This is a genomic window from Streptomyces sp. WAC07094 (assembly GCF_036320405.1).
Taxonomy (GTDB): domain Bacteria; phylum Actinomycetota; class Actinomycetes; order Streptomycetales; family Streptomycetaceae; genus Streptomyces; species Streptomyces lannensis.
The window spans coordinates 2,008,131-2,029,316 of the sequence record NZ_JAVMJZ010000001.1; the positions used below are offsets into that span (position 1 = coordinate 2,008,131).

The window sequence follows — 21,186 nt, forward strand, 5'->3', positions numbered from 1 at the left end:
AGGTGTTCGGCGCCGGCACATCCACGCATGCCCGGACCGCGTCACACGCCGGCGGTCCGCACCCGGTCAGGCCGGTGTGCCGCCATGTATGCCGCCTGGATGACCTCCGCGAGGGCGGCCGGTTGCGAGAGGAAAGGCGAGTGTGAGGAGTCGAATTCCACGACCGTCGTCGGCTCGGCCGAAATGGCGTCGATCTCGCCGATCATGAGGCGCTGCAACGCGGGCCGTATCGCGTTGTCCCGGGCGCAGACGACGTAGCTGTGCGGGACCGCACCGTACCGTTCGGCGGTCACGGTGACCGGTTCGGAGGCGATGCCGGCGGGTGCGTCGGGCGTCAGCATGGAGATGGCCGCCTCGACGGTCGTCCTGTCGATGTCGTCGTTGTAGAACGCCTCGCGGATGGCGGCCCACCGGTCGCTGTCGCCCGTGTCGAAGCGCAGTGCGCCGACGGAAGCCGGGTCCGCCGAGAGCCCGTTCGCCACCAGCTCTCCCGCGTTCGCGGGCAAGCCGATGTAGTGCGCCGTCGGCATCCCGCCGACCGGGGCGAACGCCGCCAGGTACATGAGTTCGGCAAACAGCTCCGGCGCCTGTTCCGCGGCGGCGGTGGCCACGGTGCCGCCCATGCTGTGCGCCACGACCAGACACGGCCGCCCGTGTCCGACGCGCCGCACCTGCTCGACCAGGCTCGCGGCAGCGGAGGACGCCGTGATCCCGGCGACCGGCGAGGGCTCCACCGCAAAGGCACCGGGGTCGAACGGTCGCCGCCACCGGGATCGGGGCGAGCGGCTCTTCAGACCGTGTCCGTCGAGGTCCACGGCGACCGAGGCGACGCCACGGCTCGCGAGTTGCTCGCTGACCAGACTCCAGCACCAACTCCCGTGCCAGAAACCATGAACGAGGACGACGGGGGTTGCGGCTTGCATGCTGGTCTCTCCCGACTTTCGTCTCCACCGGCCCGACTGGGCCCAAGGGGACCGTAATCATTCGCGGTTGACGGGAATACGGCTCAGCCACGTAGTGACGAACGGTGGATAAAACGGGCGGTCGCCATCGGCCCGTCTGCGCGGGGCGACGGCTCAAGTGCGACGATGCGGCTCATGACGCACCCTCTCGACGCGGCCCGCGATCCGATCCCCGGGACCGACCCGGACTGGAGGCCCACCCCGGGTACCCGGACGGCGGACCGGATCCAGTTGGGAGATTTCCTCCGCCGTCGCCGTACGGCCCTGCGTCCGGAGGACCTCGGCCTCGCCCCCGGCACCCGGCGCCGTACTCCCGGGCTGCGCCGCGACGAGGTGGCGGCGATGGCCAACATGTCCACCGCCTACTACGAAATCCTTGAGCAGGCACGCGGGCCTCAGCCCTCGGCCTCGATGCTGGCGGGCATCGCGACCGCCCTGCGGCTGACACCCGACGAACGGCACCATCTGTATCTGCTGGCCGGGCATGCGCCGCCGACACCGGCCGAGCCGGCGGACTACGTCGACCCGGGGCTGGCGTACACGCTGGACGCCGTGGCGGCCACGACCCCCGCGTTCATCTCCGACGACCTCTCCAACGTCGTCGTACAGAACCCTTTGAACCTCGCGTTGTTCGGCTCGTTCGCCGACCGGCCCGGCCACGAGAAGAACCTGACGTGGCAGTGGTTCACCTCCGCGCACTGGCGTTCCGTACTGCGCTCTCCGTCGCCGCAGGAGGAAGAGGCGACCAGCCTGTCGTATGTGGCCGACCTCAGAGCCACGGGTCACGCAGCGCGGCCATGATCCCGCCGCGGCGACACTGGTCTCCGATCTGCGCGAAGCCAGCAGGGAGTTCGCCGAGATGTGGGACCGGCACCGGGTGTCGACGCTGCACTGCCCGACCAAGACGGTGTTCCACCGGCACGTGGGGCACCTCGATCTGGACTGTGTCGTTCTCGCCAGCCCACTGTCCCGGCAACGGCTTCTCATGCTCCAACCCGTGCCGGGCACGGATACCTCGGACCGCCTGCGCCGCCTTCATCTGTTGATCAGCGACGGACAGTCCGCCGCCACGCCCTGAGCGGGATCGTCCGCACCACGCTGTACGTGATCTTCAAACGACGGGACCGGCTCCGGACACCGGCGGACGCGCCCCTGGGCGCCCGAAGGTCGCATGGTGGCATGTTCTTGTCAAACCTGTCACGCTCTTGACGGCCGTCGGCCTGCCCGCAGGGCGGACACGGCGGACGTCTCTCCCCAACGATCACGCAAACCGGTACGCGCAGACCCGCGGCCGACCTCCGACGCACCCCGTCGGCCGTCGGCCACCGAGCAGGCCGGAAACCCGGCCGCCGCAAAGGAGTTTCGTGTGAGACCAACCCCCCACAAGGCCCTCGCCGCAGGCGCGCTCGCAGCCGCAACGATCGCCGCACTGTCGCTCCCCGTCACCTCGGCGTCCGCGGCGCCCGCCGCCTGCTCCCCGGCCCAGGTGGTCGCCAACAGCGGCTTCGAGAGCGGCACATCGCCCTGGACCCAGTCCCCGACCACCGTGATCACCAGCCGTGCCGGTCAGACCGCTCACGGCGGAACCGGCTTCGCCTGGCTGGACGGTACCGGCAGGACCCGGACCGACAGCCTCTCGCAGTCCGTCTCGATCCCGGCCGGATGCGGCAGCGCCCGCCTCACGTTCTGGCTGCACATCGACACCGCCGAGACGACGTCGTCCGTCGCCTACGACAAGCTGACGGCGAAGATCGGCGGCACGACCCTGGCGACGTACTCGAATCTCGACAGGAACACCGGGTACGTGCAGAAGTCGTTCGACGTCTCGGCGTTCGCGGGCCAGACCGTGTCCCTCGCCTTCTCCGGCTCCGAGGACTCCAGCCTCCAGACGAGCTTCGTCCTCGACGACGTCGCCCTCGACGCCTCGGACGGGGGTACGACCCCGCCTGCGGACTCCACGCGCACCCCCGCCGCCCCCTCTTACACCGTCAGTCTGAGCAGCGACTCGAGCGGCACCGTATGGACCGGCCACGAGAGCGCGACCTTCACCAACGCCTCCTCCACCGCGCTCACCGAGGTGTATCTGAGGCTGTGGGACAACTACCACGGCACGTGCTCCGCCCCGCCGATCACCGTCCGCAACCTCACCGGCGGCACCGCGGGTCCCCTGTCGGTCGGCTGCACCGCCCTGCGGGTCGACCTGCCCACGCCGCTGGCCCAGGGGCAGACCGCCACGATCGGCTTCGACCTGGGCATCACCGTCCCCAGCGGCGCCGACCGGTTCGGCCACGACGGGGCGTTCAGCTTCGTCGGCAACGCCCTGCCCGTCCTCGCGGTCCGGGACGGCACGGGGTGGCACCTGGACCCGTACACGAACAACGGCGAGTCCTTCTACTCCCTGGCCGCGGACTTCCAGGTGACCCTGGACCACCCGAGCAGCCTGCTGGTGCCCGCCACCGGCACATCGACCGACACCCCGGGCACCGGCGGCCGCACGACCACCACCGCCACCGCCTCGAAGGTCCGTGACTTCGCCTGGGCCGCCGGCCCCTTCACCAAGGTCTCCGGCTCCTCGAGCGCCGGCGTCCCGGTCAACATCTACTCCGTCTCCGGGATCAGCTCCTCCAGCGCGCAGTCGATGCTCACCACCGCGAAGTCCGCCGTGGACGCGCACGCCGCACGCTTCGGCGCCTACCCGTACGGCGAGCTGGACGCGGTGATCGACAACAACTTCTGGTTCGGGGGCATGGAGTACCCGGGCTTCGTCCTCGACCTGGTCAGCACCACGGCGCTCACCCATGAGATCGGCCACCAGTGGTGGTACGGGATCGTCGGCGACGACGAGTACAACAACCCCTGGCTCGACGAGGCGTTCACCGACTACGCCACCGACCTGGCGCTTGACAAGACGGGCGCCAACTGCTGGAACAGCGTCTCCTGGGTCTCGTCGGCGGAGAAGATCACCAACTCGATGGCCTACTGGGACGCCCACTCCTCCCGGTACTCCACCGTCGTCTACGGCTACGGCAAGTGCGCGCTGCACGATCTGCGACGCATCCTCGGCGACACCGCCATGGCCAAGCTGCTGAAGGACTACGCCACCGCTCACCGGTACGGCGTCTCGACCACGGCCGAGTTCAGGGCGGCCGCCCAGGCGGCCACGACCACGGACCTGACCTCGTTCTGGACCACGCACCGCATCGAGGGCTGACGCACCACCGGTGCGTCGCGGTGAACGCCCTGCGGCGTCACCGCGGCGCACCGGTGACACGGACGAAGACCGCCGGCGACCGCGTGAGAAGCCCCGGCCCCTCACGCGGTCGGCCCCGTCCCGGTCTCCGCTCGACGCGGCCACCGGCGCACATTTCACCATGAAAGCTTCACAAGTCGACTAAGTATGACAAAAGTCACCCGGCCTGCTGTCAAACTTGCGTCATTCGTTTTCTTGAATCCCTCGTGTTTGGAGCGGTAGGTTCAGCGCCGTGACCGCATCCCAGATCCCGAACACCGCCGAGGAGCTCCGCGGTGCCGGCCTGCGGGTGACGGCCGCCCGCGTCGCACTGCTCGAGACCGTCCGGGAGGGTGACCATCTCGGCGTCGAGGCGATCGCCTCCGCAGTCCGCGATCGCGTGGGCCACATCTCCCTCCAAGCCGTGTACGAGGCCCTCCACGCACTCACCGGGGTGGGGCTCATACGCCGCATCGAACCGGCCGGCAGTCCGGCCCGGTTCGAGGGACGCGTGGGGGACAACCACCATCACATCGTGTGCCGCTCGTGCGGTGCCGTCGCCGACGTCGCCTGTGCGGTCGGTGAGGCCCCCTGCCTGACCGCGTCCGACGACCACGGCTTCTCGGTCGACGAGGCCGAGGTCATCTACTGGGGCCTGTGCCCCGACTGTTCCATCGCCCGCAGTTCGTGAGCACCGTGATCCACCGAGTCCGGAAGGATTCCCATGTCCGAGAACCATGAGGCAATCGTCACCGATCCCAAGACCGAGGGCGCCGGTGGCTGCCCGGTCGCGCACGGGCGCGCCGCGCACCCGACGCAGGGTGGCGGAAACCGCCAGTGGTGGCCGGAGCGGCTCAACCTGAAGATCCTTGCCAAGAACCCCGCCGTGGCCAACCCCCTCGGCGAGGACTTCGACTACGCCGAGGCGTTCAAGGGCCTCGACCTCGCGGCCGTGAAGCAGGACATCGCCGAGGTGCTGACCACCTCGCAGGACTGGTGGCCCGCCGACTTCGGCCACTACGGCCCGTTCATGATCCGTATGGCGTGGCACAGCGCCGGCACGTACCGCATCAGCGACGGCCGCGGCGGTGCGGGCGCCGGTCAGCAGCGGTTCGCGCCGCTCAACAGCTGGCCCGACAACGGCAACCTCGACAAGGCCCGCCGCCTGCTGTGGCCGGTCAAGAAGAAGTACGGCAAGAGCCTGTCCTGGGCCGACCTCATGATCCTCACCGGCAACGTGGCGCTGGAGTCGATGGGCTTCGAGACCTTCGGCTTCGGCGGCGGCCGTGCGGACGTCTGGGAGTCGGAGGAGGACGTCTACTGGGGTCCCGAGACCACCTGGCTCGGTGACGAGCGCTACACCGGCGACCGTGAGCTGGAGAACCCCCTCGGCGCCGTCCAGATGGGCCTCATCTACGTCAACCCGGAGGGCCCGAACGGCAACCCGGACCCGATCGCCGCGGCGCGCGACATCCGCGAGACGTTCCGCCGGATGGCGATGAACGACGAGGAGACGGTCGCCCTGATCGCGGGTGGCCACTCCTTCGGCAAGACCCACGGCGCCGGCCCGGCGGACCACGTCGGCCCCGACCCCGAGGCCGCCTCGATGGAGGAGCAGGGGCTCGGCTGGCGGAACACCTTCGGCACCGGCAAGGGCGCGGACGCCATCACGTCCGGCCTCGAGGTCACCTGGACCACCACGCCGACCCGGTGGAGCAACGACTTCTTCGAGAACCTCTTCGGCTACGAGTGGGAGCTGACCGAGTCCCCGGCCGGCGCCAAGCAGTGGAAGCCGAAGGACGGCGCCGGCGAGGGCACGGTGCCCGCGGCCCACGACCCGTCGAAGAAGATCGCCCCGGCGATGCTCACCACCGACCTGTCGCTGCGCTTCGACCCGATCTACGAGCAGATCTCCCGCCGCTTCCACGAGAACCCGGCGGAGTTCGCGGACGCGTTCGCCCGGGCCTGGTTCAAGCTGACCCACCGCGACATGGGCCCGAAGTCGCAGTACCTCGGCCCGGAGGTCCCGCAGGAGACCCTGCTGTGGCAGGACCCGCTGCCGGAGGCCGAGGGCGAGGCCATCGACGCCGCGGACGTCGCGGCCCTCAAGGCCAGGCTGCTCGACTCGGGTCTGACCGTCTCGCAGCTCGTCGCCACCGCATGGGCTTCGGCCTCGACGTTCCGCGGCAGCGACAAGCGCGGCGGCGCCAACGGCGGGCGCATCCGGCTGGAGCCGCAGCGCGGCTGGGAGGTCAACGGCCCCGACCAGCTCGCCTCGGTCCTGCGTGTCCTCGAAGGTGTCCAGCAGGAGTTCAACTCCGGCGCCAAGAAGGTCTCCCTGGCCGACCTGATCGTGCTCGGCGGCTCCGCGGCCGTGGAGAAGGCCGCCAAGGACGCCGGCTACGACATCGAGGTGCCCTTCACCCCGGGCCGCGTCGACGCGACCGACGAGCACACGGACGTGGAGTCCTTCGTCGCGCTCGAGCCCACCTCCGACGGGTTCCGCAACTACCTCGGCAAGGGCAACCGCCTGCCGGCCGAGTACCTGCTGCTCGACCGCGCGAACCTGCTGACCCTGAGCGCCCCGGAGATGACGGTGCTCGTCGGCGGTCTGCGCGTCCTCGGCGCGAACCACCAGCAGTCCTCGCTCGGTGTGTTCACCGAGACCCCCGGCGTCCTGACGAACGACTTCTTCGTCAACCTGCTCGACCTGGGCACGACGTGGAAGTCGACGTCCGAGGACCAGACCACGTTCGAGGGCCGCGACGCGGCCACGGGCGAGGTCAAGTGGACCGGCACCCGTGCCGACCTGGTCTTCGGATCGAACTCCGAGCTGCGCGCGCTGGCGGAGGTCTACGCGAGCGACGACGCCCGCGAGAAGTTCGCGAAGGACTTCGTCGCCGCCTGGACCAAGGTGATGGACCTGGACCGGTTCGACCTGGTCTGATCTGATCCGACGCCCCGTCCGGCCGGTCCGCGCCGGCCGGACGGGACCCGGCTCGCCCCACGGTCCCGGCAGGTTCTCCTGCCGGGACCGTCGCCGTGTCGGGGAGCGTGACCCTCGGCCGGCCCTTTCCCCCACCGGGCCGTCGTTCCGATGCGGCCCAGGTCCGGGCAGCTATACACGCCGTGTATACACTGCATGTATAGTCGCCGCATGCTCTCAACGGGGAAGATGAACAGACGTGCGGGCCGGTTGTCCGCCGTGGCCACCCTCTTCGTGATGGTTGTCACGCTTTCGGGATGCACCACACTGCACACCACGGTGCCGTCGGCCGTCCGCGCACATGTCGCGGTGGGCGCACCCGCCCGGTTCGGCACGGTGGACTGCCGCGAGGCCAAGTGCATCGCACTGACCTTCGACGCGGGGCCGAGCGAGCACTCGGCGCGGTTGCTCGACATCCTCAAGGAGAAGAAGGTCCCGGCGACCTTCTTCCTGCTCGGCAAGGGCCACATCGAGAAGTACCCGGACCTCGTCCGGCGGATGGCCGCCGAGGGCCAGGAGGTCGCCAGCCACACCTGGGACCACAAGATACTGACCGAGATCTCGCCGCAGGTGATACGCGAGGAACTTCAGAAGCCGAACGACGCGATAGAGAGGCTCACCGGCCACCGGCCCACGCTGATGCGCCCGCCCCAGGGCCGTACGAACGACACCGTGAACCGCATCAGCCGTGAGCAGGGACTCGCCGAGGTGCTGTGGAGCGTGACCGCCAAGGACTACCTGACCGACGACCCGGGCCTGATCCGCAGGCGGGTCCTGGAGCAGGCGGGCCGGGACGGGATCATCCTGCTCCACGACATCTACCCGGGCACCGTGCCCGCGGTGCCCGGGATCATCGACGCGCTCAAGGAACGCGGGTACGTCTTTGTGACGGTGCCCCAGCTGCTCGCCCCCGGGAAGGCGGAGCCGGGCACCGTCTACCGTCCCTGAGCCCCCGATGTGCGCGCCGGGGCCTCAGAACACGACCGACCAGCCCTCCTGCGCCGCCTGCTCCGCGGTGTAGGAGACGCCGTGCACCTTCAGGCCGTCGGCGTCCAGCAGGGTGATCTCGCCACCGTGATTGCCGAGTTGCGCGCCGTCCGTCACGGGCAGCGCCAGACAGGCGCCGGCCGCCAGGGTGCCCGGAGGAATCGTGCAGGCGTGGCCGAGACGGTCCACGAGGCGCCAGCCCGCCAGGTCGACCGGGTCCGGCGAGACGTTGACGAGGGTCACGGTCTCCGCCTCGGGACTCCCGCCGCGCGGGTTGACCAGGGCTGCCACGATCCGCACGGCGCCGCCGCCCGGTGCGGGGAGTGTGCCGCCCGGGACCAGGGCATGCCCCGTGACATCGTCGGTGTGCCATGTCTGGCTCTGGAAGGCGAGGAAGACCGCGACCCACCGGGACTGCCCGGGGAAGTGGATCAGGAGGCCGCCGTCCTGCCAGACACCGTCGTCCTTGGCGAACCGCGCACTGTTGCCCTGGTTCATATGGATGTCGTGGACGCCGTTCCCGGGCAGGAAGCCGAAGACCTTGTCGCGGACGTTCGTCTCGGGGCCCCAGCGCTCGCCGAAGACGTACAGCCGGGCGGAGGCGTCGTCCACCGCGCGGCGCACATAGTGGTCGAGGAGGTCCGCGAGGTCGTTGTCCGGGCCGGACACCTCCGGCGGGAGCAGACGCATACGCGCCGGGTCGAGGAGGTTGCCGCGGACGAAGTCGAGGTTGGGCCCGCCGGGGCCGGACGGCAGGGTGTTCCAGCCGCCGGTCAGCCCCTCCAGCCGGGCGGTGACCGGATGGCGGAAGTCCTCACTGACGAGGTAGAGCAGATCCGAGGGCTTCTCCTGGGACTGCACGTTGACGGACGCGCGGTAGTGGGTGCCCTGGTCGTCGGTCAGATGGATCTGGTAGTGCGGCGTGTCGGCCGCACCCTCGCGGCGGGTGTCCACGGCGCGCCCGATCAGTACGCCATAGGTCTTCAGCGGCATGGTGATCAACTCCCCCTGAGGGCGGGCGCGTCGCCCACCCGATGCGGCGCATGCTAGCGACGGCACGCCCCCTGTCACCCCTCCTGCCGTGAATTCACGCTCTGTCCATCTGTGCGTGCCTGACGGAGGAATCACCGGGCCCCGCCTACGATCCACCGGTGGTCCTCATCCTCGTCGAACGCGTCACCCGGCTCACCGTCGACCAGGCCTGGCGCCGTCTCACGGACTGGCCGCGCCACGGCGCCGTGGTGCCGCTGACCCGGGTCTCGGTGCTCACCCCGCCGCCCACGGCCGAGGGCACGGTCTTCGTGGCCCGCACCGGTCTCGGCCCCCTCACCTTCGACGATCCGATGCGGGTGGCCCGGTGGCGGCCGCCGACGCTGTGCCGCCTGGTCAAGCAAGGAGGGCTCGTCACCGGCTGGGCGGAGATCGAGGTGCACCCCCTCGGCACGGAGGGCTCGCGTGTCGTGTGGCGGGAGGACCTGGCCGTCCGCCTGTTGCCCGCGCTCTTCGACGGGCTGCTCGGGTGGGCGGGACGAAGGATGTTCGGACGTGCGGTGGACGGGTTGCTCACCCGGGATCCGGGCCCGGGTATCGGTGGCGACGTCTACAGTCCACCAGCATGACGGAGACCGTGCACCATCTGGCGACCCGGGCCTCGTACGACAGGGTGGCCGAGGACTACGACAGGTTGCTCCGGGACGAGCTGGCGAACATGCCCTTCGACCGCGCCATGTTGGGGGTGTTCGCGGAGCGGGTGCTGGACGGCGGGGGCGGACTCGTCGGAGACCTCGGATGCGGTACCGGGCGGATCACGACCCATCTGGAGAAGCTGGGGCTGGACGCCTTCGGGATCGATCTGTCACCGCGGATGGTGGCCGTCGCCCGGCAGGCCTACCCCGCCCTCCGCTTCGAGGTGGGGTCGATGACCGGCCTCGACCTGAGGGACGGCGAGCTGGCCGGGGCTCTCGCCTGGTACTCCACCGTGCACACCCCGCCCGGGGAACTGCCCGTGGTCTTCGCGGAGTTCCACCGGGTGCTCGCTCCCGGTGGACATCTCCTCATGGCCTTCAAGGTCGGCGACGAGTGTGTGCACCTCGACCACGCCTACGGGCACGAACTCGCGCTGGACGTCTACCGCCATCCGCCGCAGCGGATCTCCGAACTGCTGGTCCGCGCAGGCTTCGAGGAGGTCGCCCGGCTCGTGCGGGCGGCCGACGGCCCTGGCGAGCGGACCCCGCAGGCCTACCTCCTCGCCCGCAGACCGGTCTGAGCCCCCATCAGGCCAGTGACACGATCCGCGCCGGGGAGAGCGGCGTCGTATCGCGGTGGATCGGCGTGTGGGCGCCGGTGAGGGAGACGCCGCTGCCGCCGTGCCGGGCCGCGACGATCTCCGCGGCGATGGACAGCGCGGTCTCCTCCGGTGTGCGGGCGCCGAGGTCGAGACCGATCGGTGAGCGCAGGCGGGCCAGCTCCAGGTCGGTGACACCGACGTCGCGCAGGCGCGCGGTGCGGTCCAGATGCGTACGGCGCGAGCCCATCGCGCCGACGTAGGCGACCGGGAGGCCGAGCGCCAGCCGCAGCAACGGCACGTCGAACTTGGCGTCGTGCGTCAGCACGCACAGGACGGTGCGGCCGTCGACGTGCGTGCGCTCCAGATACCGGTGCGGCCACTCGACGACGATCTCGTCGGCCTCGGGGAAGCGGGTGCGGGTGGCGAAGACCGGGCGCGCGTCGCACACCGTGACGCGGTAGCCGAGGAAGACGCCGACACGGACGAGCGCGGAGGCGAAGTCGATCGCGCCGAACACGATCATCCGCGGCGGGGGAACGGAGGACTCCACCAGCACCGTGAGCGGTGCACCGCAGCGCGAGCCCTGTTCCCCGATCTCCAGGGTGCCCGTCCGGCCGACCTCGAGGAAGGCGCCCGCCTCGGCCGCCACCGTGCGGTCCAGTTCCGGATGGGCGCCGAATCCTCCCTCGTACCCACCGTCCGGGCGTATCAGCAGCGCCCTGCCGAGCATGTCGGCCGGACCGCCCACGATCCGCGCGACCGCCGCGGCCTCGCCGCGGGCGGCGGCGGCCAGCGCGGCGGCGAGCACCGGGCGGGCGGCATCGGCCGCCCGCACCGGTGTGACGAGGATGTCGATGACGCCGCCGCAGGTCAGCCCGACGGCGAAGGCGTCCTCGTCGCTGTAGCCGAAACGCTCCAGGACCACCTCGCCGTCCTCCAGCGCCTGCAGGCACAGGTCGTAGACCGCGCCCTCCACACAGCCGCCGGAAACCGAGCCGATCGCCGTGCCGTCGGCGTCCACCGCCAGGGCGGCGCCCGGCCCGCGAGGACCGCTGCCGCCGACCGCCACCACTGTGGCGACGGCGAAGTCGCGACCCTGCTCGACCCACCGGTGCAGATCCTCGGCGATGTCCAGCATCTCTCGGTCTCCTTGACGACGTGGGCGGAAGGGCGGTCGGGGCGTCTAGTGGACGCCGAGCCAGCTCTCGATCGGGTTGAGGGCGAAGTAGATCAGGAAGACGGCCGTCAGCCCCCACATGAAGGCGCCGATCTCCCGCGCCTTGCCCTGCGCGGCCTTGATGGCGGTGTACGAGACGACACCCGCGGCGACGCCGGTGGTGATCGTGTAGGTGAACGGCATCAGGACCACGGTCAGGAAGACCGGTATCGCGGTGGCGCGGTCGGACCAGTCCACATGACGGGCGTTCATCAGCATCATGGCCCCGATGACCACCAGGGCGGCCGAGGCCACCTCCTGGGGGACGATCGCCGTCAGCGGGGTGAAGAACAGACAGGCCGCGAAGAACAGCCCGGTGACGACGGAGGCGAGTCCCGTGCGGGCTCCCTCGCCGACGCCCGTGGCCGACTCGATGAACACCGTCTGCCCGGAGCCGCCCGCCACACCGCCGATCGCGCCGCCGGCCCCGTCGATGAACAGCGCCTTGGACAGACCCGGCATCCGGCCCTTGTCGTCGGCGAGTCCGGCCTCCGTGCCGACGCCGATGATGGTGGCCATCGCGTCGAAGAAACCGGCGAGGACCAGCGTGAAGACGATGAGGCCGACGGTCACCGCGCCGACGTCGCCCCAACCGCCGAAGTCGACGTGTCCGAAGAGCGAGAAGTCCGGCATCGACATCGCGCTGCCGTGCAGTTCGGGTGCGCCGCTCGCCCAGGAGCCCGCGTCGACGACACCCAGTGCGTTGAGGCCCGAGGCGACGACCGTGCCGCTGACGATGCCGATGAGTATGGCGCCGGGCACGTTGCGGGCCTGGAGCATGAAGATCAGCAACAGGGTTCCGGCGAAGAGCAGGACGGGCCATCCGGTCAGCTGTCCGGCGGGCCCGAGAGTCACCGGGGTGGCCTTGCCCTGGTGCACGAAGCCGGACTTGTAGAAGCCGATGAGGGCGATGAACAGGCCGATGCCCATGGTGATGCCGTACTTGAGCGCCGGCGGGATCGCGTTCATGACCATCTCACGCAGGCCGGTGACGACCAGAAGCATGATGACCGCGCCGTACACCACGCACATGCCCATCGCCTGAGGCCATGTCATCTGGGGGGCGACCTGCGAGGACAGAACACCGGAGACCGAGAGGCCGGCGGCAAGAGCGAGCGGCGCCTTGCCTGCGAAGCCCATCAGAAGTGTGGTGAAGGCGGCGGCGAACGCGGTCGCGGTGATGAGCGCCTGACGGCCGAGCGTGTCCCCTGCCGCGTCCTTGCCCGACAGGATCAGTGGGTTGAGCAGCAGGATGTACGCCATCGCCATGAAGGTGGTGACGCCGCCGCGTACTTCGCGCGCGAGGGTGGAGCCTCGCCGGGATATGTGGAAGTAACGGTCGAGCCAGGACCGGCCGGCCGGGACGCGGGTTCCCGCGCCCGCGTCCTCGGCCGTGGTCCTGGAGTCCACGGACTGCTGGGTCATGCTGAGGTCTCCCTAGGCTCATGGGGCACCCGTGCAACCGCCGTGACGGACACGGGATCAGGGGATCTGCACGACCCGGGGGACGGCCCGAGACGAACATCGGGGTCCGGGGGACACGGTCCCCCGGAGGAGTTCACCTGCCCGGCTGCCGGAGGTTCACGTGCCCGTGAGGTGCTCGGGCCGTACCGGCGTCCGGTTCAGCTCCAGGCCCGTGGCGTCGCGAATGGCCGCCAGGACCGCGGGAGTCGAGGACAGGGTCGGAGCCTCGCCGACACCGCGCAGCCCGTAGGGGGCGTTGGTGTCGGCGAGTTCGAGCACGTCGACCGGGATGGTCGGCGTGTCGAGGATGGTGGGGATCAGATAGTCGGTGAAGGAGGGGTTCTTCACCTTCGCGGTCCTCGGGTCGACGACGATCTCCTCCATGACCGCGATGCCCAGGCCCTGGGTGGTACCGCCCTGGATCTGACCGGCGACGGACAGCGGGTTGAGTGCCTTGCCGACGTCCTGGGCGCAGGCCAGTTCGACGACCTTGACCAGCCCCAGCTCGGTGTCGACCTCCACCACGGCGCGGTGCGCGGCGAAGGAGTACTGGACATGGCCGTTGCCCTGTCCGGTGCGCAGGTCGAAGGGCTCGGTGGGGCGGTGGCGCCACTCGCGCTCCAGCTCGACGGCCTCGTCGCCGAGGACGTCCACGAGGTCCGCGAGCACCTCGCCCGCGTCGGTGACCACCTTCCCGCTCTCCAGCAGCAGTTCGGCCGTGGCCCAGGCCGGATGGTACGAACCGAACTTGCGGCGGCCCTTGTCGAGAACCTCCTCGCGGACCAGTTCGCAGGTGTGCTTCACGGCACCACCGGTGACATACGTCTGGCGGGAGGCGGACGTCGAACCGGCCGACCCGACCTGCGTGTCGGCCGGCTGGATGGTCACCCGGCTGACCCCCAGTTCGGTGCGGGCGATCTGCGCGTGCACGGTGACGCCGCCCTGGCCGACCTCCGCCATGGCGGTGTGCACGGTGGCGACGGGCTCGCCCGCGATCACCTCCATGCGCACCTTGGCGGTGGAGTAGTCGTCGAAGCCCTCGGAGAAACCGACGTTCTTGATGCCGACCGCGTAGCCGACACCGCGGACGACGCCCTCGCCGTGCGTGGTGTTCGACAGGCCACCGGGCAGCTGCCGTACGTCCGGGCCCTCGGAGCTCTCCCACTGGCGCTCCGGCGGCATCGGCATCGCCTTGACACGGCGCAGGAGTTCGGCGACCGGGGCCGGGGAGTCGACCGGCTGTCCGGTCGGCATGAGGGTGCCCTGCTCCATGGCGTTGAGCTGCCTGAACTCGACGGGGTCCATGCCGAGTTCCTTCGCCACCTTGTCCATCTGCGCCTCGTAGGCGAAGCACGCCTGGACCGCGCCGAAACCGCGCATGGCGCCGCAGGGCGGGTTGTTGGTGTAGAGGGCGACGGCCTCGATGTCGACGTCGTCCACGACGTACGGGCCGACACCCAGCGAGGAGGCGTTGCCGACGACCGCCGGGGACGCGGAGGCGTAGGCGCCGCCGTCGAGCACGATCCGGCACTTGACGTGGGTCAGCTTCCCCTCACGGGTGGCCCCGTGCTCGTAGTACAGCTTCGCGGGATGGCGGTGGACATGGCCGAAGAACGACTCGAACCGGTTGTAGACGATCTTGACCGGCTTGCCGGTGCGCAGTGCGAGCAGACAAGCGTGGATCTGCATCGACAGGTCCTCGCGGCCCCCGAAGGCGCCGCCGACACCGGACAGCGTCATCCGCACCTTCTCCGGCGGCAGGCCGAGGACGGGTGCGATCTGGCGCAGGTCGGAATGGAGCCACTGGGTGGCGACGTACAGGTCCACGCCCCCGTCCTCCGCCGGGACCGCGAGTCCCGACTCGGGGCCCAGGAAGGCCTGGTCCTGCATGCCGAAGTGGTACTCGCCCCGGACGATCACGTCGGCCCGCCCGCGGGCCTCGGCCACGTCGCCGCGAACGATCGGCTGGCGGTGGACGATGTTGGGGTGCGGCACATGGCCGATGTGGTGGTCGGTGCGGTTCTCGTGGACGAGGGGCGCGTCCGGGGCCGTCGCGGACGCCTCGTCCGTGATGACCGGCAGCTCGCGGTACTCCACCCGGATCTTCGCGGCGGCGCGCCGCGCGGTCTCCGGATGGTCGGCGGCGACGATCGCGACCGGCTCGCCGTGGTGGCGGACCTTGCCGTGGGCCAGGACGGGCGTGTCCTGGATCTCCAGGCCGTAGTTCCTCACCTCGGTCGGCAGGTCGTCATGGGTCATGACGGCGTACACGCCGGGGGTGGCTAGAGCCTCGCCCGTGTCGATCGAGACGATCTCGGCGTGCGCGACCGTGGAGCGCAGGATCTGCCCCCACAGCATGTCCTCGTGCCACATGTCGGAGGAGTAGGCGAACTCCCCGGTGACCTTGAGGATGCCGTCGGGACGCAGCGTGGACTCGCCGATGCCGCCCTTCGTCGGGGAGCCCTGCGTGATCTTTGTGGGAACGCCGTTGGGCATGTTCAGACCCCCTCGGACTGCCGGGCGGCCGCCAGGCGGACGGCGTCCATGATCTTCTCGTAGCCGGTGCAGCGGCACAGATTGCCCGACAGCGCCTCACGGATGTCCGCGTCGCTCGGGTCGGGGTTGTGCTCCAGCATCTCGTCGGCCGCCACGAGCAGACCCGGGGTGCAGAAGCCGCACTGGACGGCACCGGCGTCGATGAACGCCTGCTGGATCGGGGAGAGTTCCACGCCCTCGCCGGTCTGCGAGTCGGCGCCCTCGGCCTGCCACTGCTTCGCCTCGTCCAGCGAGGTACCGCCCGCGTCCGATCCGCAGGCCCGCTGCCTCGCGTGGTCCGCGAGCCCTTCGACGGTGACGACCTCGCGGCCCTCCACCTGCCCGGCGGCGACCAGACAGGAACACACCGGCAGTCCGTCCAGGCGCACCGTGCAGGAACCGCACTCGCCCTGCTCGCAGGCGTTCTTGGAGCCCGGAAGCCCGAGGCGCTCGCGCAGCACGTAGAGCAGCGACTCGCCCTCCCAGACGTCGTCCGCTTCCTGCGGGCGTCCGTTGACGGTGAAGTTGACCCGCATTACGCGGCTCCCCCCTTCCGGAAAGCGGCGCCTTCGGTGCCGCGGTAGGACTCCCAGGTCCATGTGAGGGTGCGGCGTGCCATGACACCCACCGCGTGCCGGCGGTAGCTCGCGGTGCCCCGGACGTCGTCGATCGGGCTGCAGGCGGCGGAGCACAGGTCCGCGAACTGCTTGGCGACCGACGGAGTGATGATCCGGCCGTTGTCCCAGAAGCCGCCTTCCTCGAGCGTCGCGTTCAGGAAGTCCTCCGCGGCCTTCGCCCGCACGGGCGTCGGTGCGGCGGAGCCGATGCCGGTGCGCACGGTGCGGGTCGTGGGGTGCAGGGCGAGCCCGAAGGCGCACACCGCGATGACCATCGCGTTGCGCGTGCCGACCTTCGAGAACTGCTGCGGACCGTCGGCCTTCTTGACGTGGACGGCGCGGATCAGTTCGTCGGGCGCCAGCGCATTGCGCTTCACACCGGTGTAGAACGCGTCGATCGGGATGCGCCGGCGGCCGCGCACCGACTCGGCCTCGACCTCGGCGCCCGCCGCGAGAAGCGCGGGGTGGGCGTCACCGGCCGGGGAGGCGGTGCCCAGGTTGCCGCCGACTCCGCCACGGTTGCGGATCTGTGGGGAGGCGACCGTGTGGGCGGCGAGGGCCAGGCCCGGCAGCTCTGCCCGCAGATGCTCCATGATCCTGCTGTACGGCACCGAGGCCCCGAGCCGCACGCTGTCCTCGCCGACCTCCCACTCGTACAGTTCGCCGATGCGGTTGAGGTCCATCAGGTACTCGGGCCTGCGGTGGTCGAAGTTGATCTCGACCATCACATCGGTGCCGCCCGCGATGGGCACGGCGGTGGGGTGCTCCGCCTTGGCGGCGAGCGCCTCCTCCCAGCTTGCGGGGCGAAGGAAGTCCATGACCGGCTCTCTTCTTCGTCTCGTGGGTCGTACGGATCGAGCCGGGATCGGTGCGGCGGGCCCGGCTCGTCTGCTGCTGTCAACCCGGAATGAGGCCAGTACACCGCTCGTGCCGCGCCGGGGTCAGTCACCGAAACCATGAAGGAGTTGGCTGGCCAGGGAACCCATCTTGTAGATTCATATGAACGGAGGCCATCAGTAACCTCTCCGGTTCCCCCCGGAAACACCGCGCACAGCCGGAGGGACCGCGAGCCCGGCTTCCGGGACCCCGGGGCGGGCGCCCCGGCCGATCGAACGTGGATTCCCGGACAAGAACGGCGGCGACGAGACATGCGGCTGCGCGCACTGCTGAACACCGACGCGCTGGGCCTGCGGCTGCTGGGTGGCGAGGACGAGCTGGAGCGCACCGTGCGCGGTGTGATGACCACGGATCTCAAGGACCCGAGCCGCTATCTCTCCGGTGGCGAGCTGGTCCTCACGGGTCTGGCGTGGCGGCACGATGCCGCCGACTCCGAGCCGTTCGTCCGCATCCTCGCAGGTGCGGGCGTCGCCGGCCTCGCCGCCGGTGAGGCCGAGCTGGGCGACATCCCGGAAGACCTGGTCGTGGCCTGCGTCCGGCACCGGCTGCCGCTGTTCGCCGTCCACGAGTCGGTGGCGTTCGCCACCATCACCGAGCACGTCGTGCGCCAGGTCTCCGGTGAGCGGGCCGGGGACCTGGCGGCCGTGGTGGACCGGCACCGGCGGATGATGACCTCGGGCCCGGCGGGCGGCGGCCCGGACGTCGTGCTCGACCTGCTCGGCTCCGACCTGGACCTGCGCGCCTGGGTGCTCTCCCCCACCGGCCGCCCGGTCGCCGGCCCGACCCCTGGGCTCGCGCCGGACGTGCGCGCCCGGCTGGCCGCCGAGCATCTGGCGGCGGTGCGCACCGGCCGCCGCGGACCGCACCGGGTGACGGTCGGCACGACGACGTACTCGCTCTTCCCGATCCGCAACTGGGGCCACCGCCCCGCGGTGGCCGAAACGGAACGCACCGGCCAGGCTGCACGGGACGTGCGCGAGACGGTGCTCTCCGACTGGCTGCTCGCCGTCGAGGCGGACGCCGCCGAATGGGCCGAGGAACGGCTCGACCTGCTGCAGGGCGTCACCCAGCTGATCGCGGTCGAACGGGACCGGCGGGACGCGGCGCGCACGGTGCGGCGGCGGCTCGCCCAGGAGGTCCTCGAGCTGGTGCAGACGGGGGCCGCGCCCGCCGAGATCGCGGCCAGGCTCCGGGTCGCCGCACCCGTGCTCCTGCCCGGCCTCGGAACGGCCCCGCACTGGCAGGTGGTCGTCGCCCGGGTCGAGTGGGACGAGGGGGACGTCGAGAGCGGCCCGGTCGCACAGGCGCTGCTCGAGGAGATCCTGGTCGACCTCCCCGCCGGCATTTCGGGCCGGGAGCACCTCCAGGCGAACGCTCCCGAGCAGGCCGACCGGATCGCGGTGGCCCACACGGGTGACGAGGCCATCGCGCTCGTCCCCCTGCCGGCGGTCTCCTCCGAGCACGAAGGCGCCGAGCCGGGCATCCTCGCCGACGCCCTCCTGGAGGCCGTACGGGACCCGCTGTCCGCCGGTCTCGACGGCGACGGCCGGCTCACGCTGGGTGTCAGCGCGACCGTGCATTCCGCCGAGGGGCTGCGCGGCGCCCTGGAGGAGGCGAGGCACGCCCGCCGGGTCGCCGCGGCCCGGACGGGCCGGGTCAGCGCCGCAGGGCACCAGGAGCTGGCCTCGCACGTGCTCCTGCTGCCGTTCGTCCCGGACGACGTGCGCCGTGCCTTCACCGCCCGCCTTCTGGACCCGCTGCGCGACTACGACCGCAGGCACCGCGCCGAGCTGATCCCCACCCTGGAGGCGTTCCTGGAGTGCGACGGCTCCTGGACCCGCTGCGCGACCCGGCTGCACCTGCACGTCAACACGCTGCGCTATCGGGTCGGGCGTATCGAGCAGTTGACGAGTCGTGACCTCTCGCGCCTCGAGGACAAGCTCGATTTCTTCCTGGCATTGCGCATGAGTTGAGGTCATCGGCGCGGTGCGGAAGGCGGTCCCGAGTGCCGCTCTGTCCCACGACTTTGTGAAATCCTTCACCCGCCCCCTTGGCCCGGCGCCGCGATTGGTGCTGGAATGCGGCCACCACTCAACAGCTCGATGGCGCGCTCGGGGAGGGCAACGTGGCGCATACCGCCATGTCTGGTACCGGAACGACCGCTGGTGACGATCCACTCCAGACCGCGGTATGGCGGCTGCGCTCACGCGCCTGCTGGGCCGACGCGGCAGCCCTTCTGCAGGCGCAGACGGCACAGGCCTCGCTCCAGCGGGCCTCGTTGCTCGTCGAACGGTGCCTGTACACGGAGCAGGGCTGGGAGGACGCCGAGGACGCGCTGCGCACGGCCGAGGCGCAGGCCCACAGCGACGAGGAACGGGGCGCCGCCGCGTGCGAGCGCGGCCAACTGGCCTACGCGGCCACGCTGCACGGCGTCCGGGACCGGGCGGACGAGGCACGTGCCGCTCTGGGCCGGGCCGCCGCGCTGATCCCGCCGGGCGCCCAGGGCCGGGCCCTGCTGGACTTCCGGCGCGGCCTCATCGCCGAGAACCTCGCCCGCTCCCCGCAGGCGGCGCAGGCCGCCTACCGCCGCGCCCATGCGAGCGCCTCGGCGTACGGCGACCCGCTGCTGCTCTCCTTCACCTGGCGCCATCTGGCGGGACTCGCCCTGCGCGACGGCGAGGTGGCCGAGGCCCGGCACGGCTTCGCCGAATCGCTGCGGATCCGCGAGGAGCTGGGCTACCTGGTGGGCACGGCGCCGGCGCTGGCCTCGCTCGCGGACACCGAGAGCGAGCCGGAGGCCTCCCGGCTGCGGGCCGAGGCGGGCCGGCTGTTCCGGCTGCTGGGTGGCGTACCGACCTGGCTCGCCCGGCAGCTGGCGTCGGTGAAGCCGGAAACCGGACCGGACGTCGACTAGGGCCTGGCGCTTGGATCATGTCGGCGTCGCGGGGCGTGGCACGCGCAGCTGCCGCGTTGTCGTCGGTCCGCCGCGGCGGACCGACGCGCACGCCGTGCGGGTCAGGGCGTCCCTGTGGAGTGCCCCCGCACCAGGGACTGCACCACCGTCAGGTCCTGCGCGATCAGCGCGTCCAGCAGCGTCGAGTGCTCGGCGGCGTCGGCGATCAGGTCGGCGCGGCCGCGCGCGGCGGATCCGCCGAGGAGCGGCCACTGCGCGCGGCGGTGCAGGTCCTCCGCGATCCGCAGCAGCTGTTCGTTGCCGGCGAGGGCGAGCACCGCGCGATGGAAGGCACGGTCGGACTCGGCGTACGTCGCCCGGCACCCGGACGACGCGGCCCGGACGCTCGCCTCGGCGAGCGGGCGCAGCTCCGCCCAGCGTTCCCCGGGGACCGTGCGGGCGAGCCGCAGCACGACCGGAACCTCGATCAGCGCCCGGATCTCGGCGAGCTCGGCGAGCTCACGGGCACCGCGCACGACGACGCGGAAACCACGGTTGGGCACGACCTCGACGGCACCCTCCAGGGCGAGTTGCTGCATCGCCTCGCGCACGGGGGTGGCGGACACCCCGAAGCGCTCGCCGAGCACGGGCGCCGAGTAGACCTCTCCGGGCGTCAGCTCCCCCGCCACCAGCGCGGTGCGCAGGGCGTCGAGGATCTGCCGGCGCACCGAGGCCCGCTGCACGACATGCCGCCCGCTCCCGGCCGGCGCCTCGCGGGGCGCTTCCTCACCCGCTCGGGACCCCTCGTCGCCGTGCGGGCGGTCGGCAACGCGCGGCCTCGGGATCGGCACCTCGCTGTGAGTGTGCTCACCCCGGGCCCGGTCGGCGCTCTCGCACCGCTCACGCACCTCGTCCGCCGACCGGAACTGCGAAGGCATGGGAGCGGCCTGCGCACGGACGTCCGCGGTCCCCGTCTCGGCCGAGACCTCCGCACGGCGGGAACGGGCCTGCTCCACGGCTCCTCCTCCGGTTCTGGTGGTGCTGGACGGGTGCGGAACTGTCCTCGGGACCGTTCACCACTCGTAAAGCACCTTAGGCACCTTACGCTCCGGT

The 21,186-nt window shown here is 71.1% G+C and carries 18 protein-coding genes; 10 read left to right on the forward strand and 8 right to left on the reverse strand.

Annotation, left to right across the window (positions count from 1 at the left end):
* Window positions 1-41: 41 nt before the first annotated feature.
* Complete coding sequence (locus tag RCR19_RS08800) at window positions 42-923, reverse strand: alpha/beta hydrolase (RefSeq protein WP_331264627.1); 882 nt, start codon at window positions 921-923, stop codon at window positions 42-44.
* A 174-nt stretch (window positions 924-1,097) separates the two neighbouring features.
* Between RCR19_RS08800 and RCR19_RS08805 the strand changes: the two genes are divergently transcribed.
* The 6 genes from RCR19_RS08805 (at window position 1,098) to RCR19_RS08830 (ending at window position 8,125) form a co-directional block, all read left to right on the forward strand.
* Entirely contained in the window at window positions 1,098-1,763 is a 666-nt protein-coding gene (locus RCR19_RS08805) for a helix-turn-helix domain-containing protein (protein WP_331264628.1), read from the forward strand.
* Window positions 1,720-2,040, forward strand: coding sequence for a hypothetical protein (locus RCR19_RS08810; RefSeq protein WP_331264629.1), 321 nt, complete (start codon window positions 1,720-1,722; stop codon window positions 2,038-2,040). Before RCR19_RS08805 ends, RCR19_RS08810 begins: the two co-directional genes overlap by 44 nt.
* 288 nt (window positions 2,041-2,328) lie before the next feature.
* Entirely contained in the window at window positions 2,329-4,173 is a 1,845-nt protein-coding gene (locus tag RCR19_RS08815) for a M1 family aminopeptidase (protein WP_331264630.1), read from the forward strand.
* Between the two features lie 271 nt (window positions 4,174-4,444).
* Window positions 4,445-4,882, forward strand: coding sequence for a Fur family transcriptional regulator (locus tag RCR19_RS08820; protein ID WP_059129545.1), 438 nt, complete (start codon window positions 4,445-4,447; stop codon window positions 4,880-4,882).
* Window positions 4,883-4,915: 33 nt separating this feature from the next.
* On the forward strand, window positions 4,916-7,138 hold the full coding sequence (gene katG / locus RCR19_RS08825; protein WP_331264631.1) for a catalase/peroxidase HPI: 2,223 nt from the start codon (window positions 4,916-4,918) through the stop codon (window positions 7,136-7,138).
* A gap of 228 nt (window positions 7,139-7,366) precedes the next feature.
* The gene (locus RCR19_RS08830) at window positions 7,367-8,125 is read left to right on the forward strand and encodes a polysaccharide deacetylase family protein (RefSeq protein WP_331269388.1); all 759 of its coding nucleotides are present in this window, start codon (window positions 7,367-7,369) and stop codon (window positions 8,123-8,125) included.
* Window positions 8,126-8,149: 24 nt separating this feature from the next.
* On the opposite strand, the gene RCR19_RS08835 is transcribed toward RCR19_RS08830, so the two are convergent.
* Window positions 8,150-9,157, reverse strand: a complete 1,008-nt coding sequence (locus tag RCR19_RS08835; RefSeq protein ID WP_331264632.1) for a DUF2278 family protein — start codon at window positions 9,155-9,157, stop codon at window positions 8,150-8,152.
* Between the two features lie 158 nt (window positions 9,158-9,315).
* Here RCR19_RS08835 and RCR19_RS08840 point away from each other — a divergent pair, with 158 nt between their 5' ends.
* Both RCR19_RS08840 and RCR19_RS08845 read left to right on the forward strand, forming a co-directional pair.
* Window positions 9,316-9,783: an SRPBCC family protein gene (locus RCR19_RS08840; RefSeq protein WP_331264633.1), complete on the forward strand. Its 468-nt coding sequence runs from the start codon at window positions 9,316-9,318 to the stop codon at window positions 9,781-9,783.
* A complete protein-coding gene (locus RCR19_RS08845) occupies window positions 9,780-10,430 on the forward strand; it encodes a methyltransferase domain-containing protein (protein WP_331264634.1) in 651 nt (216 codons plus the stop codon). Before RCR19_RS08840 ends, RCR19_RS08845 begins: the two co-directional genes overlap by 4 nt.
* A gap of 7 nt (window positions 10,431-10,437) precedes the next feature.
* On the opposite strand, the gene RCR19_RS08850 is transcribed toward RCR19_RS08845, so the two are convergent.
* The 5 genes from RCR19_RS08850 to RCR19_RS08870 form a co-directional block, all read right to left on the reverse strand.
* Window positions 10,438-11,589 carry an XdhC/CoxI family protein gene (locus RCR19_RS08850; RefSeq protein ID WP_331264635.1) on the reverse strand — a complete coding sequence of 384 codons (1,152 nt, stop codon included), beginning with the start codon at window positions 11,587-11,589 and terminating at the stop codon, window positions 10,438-10,440.
* Window positions 11,590-11,634: 45 nt separating this feature from the next.
* Entirely contained in the window at window positions 11,635-13,092 is a 1,458-nt protein-coding gene (locus RCR19_RS08855) for an NCS2 family permease (protein ID WP_331264636.1), read from the reverse strand.
* A gap of 156 nt (window positions 13,093-13,248) precedes the next feature.
* Entirely contained in the window at window positions 13,249-15,627 is a 2,379-nt protein-coding gene (locus tag RCR19_RS08860) for a molybdopterin cofactor-binding domain-containing protein (protein WP_331264637.1), read from the reverse strand.
* 2 nt (window positions 15,628-15,629) lie between these two features.
* Window positions 15,630-16,202 carry a (2Fe-2S)-binding protein gene (locus RCR19_RS08865; protein ID WP_331264638.1) on the reverse strand — a complete coding sequence of 191 codons (573 nt, stop codon included), beginning with the start codon at window positions 16,200-16,202 and terminating at the stop codon, window positions 15,630-15,632.
* Entirely contained in the window at window positions 16,202-17,101 is a 900-nt protein-coding gene (locus RCR19_RS08870; RefSeq protein ID WP_331264639.1) for a xanthine dehydrogenase family protein subunit M, read from the reverse strand. The genes RCR19_RS08865 and RCR19_RS08870 overlap by 1 nt, the downstream gene beginning before the upstream one ends.
* Window positions 17,102-17,431: 330 nt before the next feature.
* Here RCR19_RS08870 and RCR19_RS08875 point away from each other — a divergent pair, with 330 nt between their 5' ends.
* Window positions 17,432-19,153, forward strand: coding sequence for a PucR family transcriptional regulator ligand-binding domain-containing protein (locus RCR19_RS08875; protein ID WP_331264640.1), 1,722 nt, complete (start codon window positions 17,432-17,434; stop codon window positions 19,151-19,153).
* Window positions 19,154-19,305: 152 nt separating this feature from the next.
* On the forward strand, window positions 19,306-20,094 hold the full coding sequence (locus tag RCR19_RS08880; protein WP_331264641.1) for a hypothetical protein: 789 nt from the start codon (window positions 19,306-19,308) through the stop codon (window positions 20,092-20,094).
* A gap of 101 nt (window positions 20,095-20,195) precedes the next feature.
* On the opposite strand, the gene RCR19_RS08885 is transcribed toward RCR19_RS08880, so the two are convergent.
* Complete coding sequence (locus tag RCR19_RS08885; RefSeq protein WP_331269389.1) at window positions 20,196-21,011, reverse strand: GntR family transcriptional regulator; 816 nt, start codon at window positions 21,009-21,011, stop codon at window positions 20,196-20,198.
* Window positions 21,012-21,186: the final 175 nt, after the last annotated feature.

Coding starts and splice junctions, on each gene's coding strand:
- RCR19_RS08800 (WP_331264627.1), bottom strand. CDS start 923: ATGCAAGCCGCAACCCCCGTCGTCCTCGTTCATGGTTTCTGGCACGGG.
- RCR19_RS08805 (WP_331264628.1), top strand. CDS start 1,098: ATGACGCACCCTCTCGACGCGGCCCGCGATCCGATCCCCGGGACCGAC.
- RCR19_RS08810 (WP_331264629.1), top strand. CDS start 1,720: ATGTGGCCGACCTCAGAGCCACGGGTCACGCAGCGCGGCCATGATCCC.
- katG (WP_331264631.1), top strand. CDS start 4,916: ATGTCCGAGAACCATGAGGCAATCGTCACCGATCCCAAGACCGAGGGC.
- RCR19_RS08830 (WP_331269388.1), top strand. CDS start 7,367: ATGAACAGACGTGCGGGCCGGTTGTCCGCCGTGGCCACCCTCTTCGTG.
- RCR19_RS08835 (WP_331264632.1), bottom strand. CDS start 9,157: ATGCCGCTGAAGACCTATGGCGTACTGATCGGGCGCGCCGTGGACACC.
- RCR19_RS08845 (WP_331264634.1), top strand. CDS start 9,780: ATGACGGAGACCGTGCACCATCTGGCGACCCGGGCCTCGTACGACAGG.
- RCR19_RS08850 (WP_331264635.1), bottom strand. CDS start 11,589: ATGCTGGACATCGCCGAGGATCTGCACCGGTGGGTCGAGCAGGGTCGC.
- RCR19_RS08855 (WP_331264636.1), bottom strand. CDS start 13,092: ATGACCCAGCAGTCCGTGGACTCCAGGACCACGGCCGAGGACGCGGGC.
- RCR19_RS08860 (WP_331264637.1), bottom strand. CDS start 15,627: ATGCCCAACGGCGTTCCCACAAAGATCACGCAGGGCTCCCCGACGAAG.
- RCR19_RS08865 (WP_331264638.1), bottom strand. CDS start 16,202: ATGCGGGTCAACTTCACCGTCAACGGACGCCCGCAGGAAGCGGACGAC.
- RCR19_RS08870 (WP_331264639.1), bottom strand. CDS start 17,101: ATGGACTTCCTTCGCCCCGCAAGCTGGGAGGAGGCGCTCGCCGCCAAG.
- RCR19_RS08875 (WP_331264640.1), top strand. CDS start 17,432: ATGCGGCTGCGCGCACTGCTGAACACCGACGCGCTGGGCCTGCGGCTG.
- RCR19_RS08885 (WP_331269389.1), bottom strand. CDS start 21,011: ATGCCTTCGCAGTTCCGGTCGGCGGACGAGGTGCGTGAGCGGTGCGAG.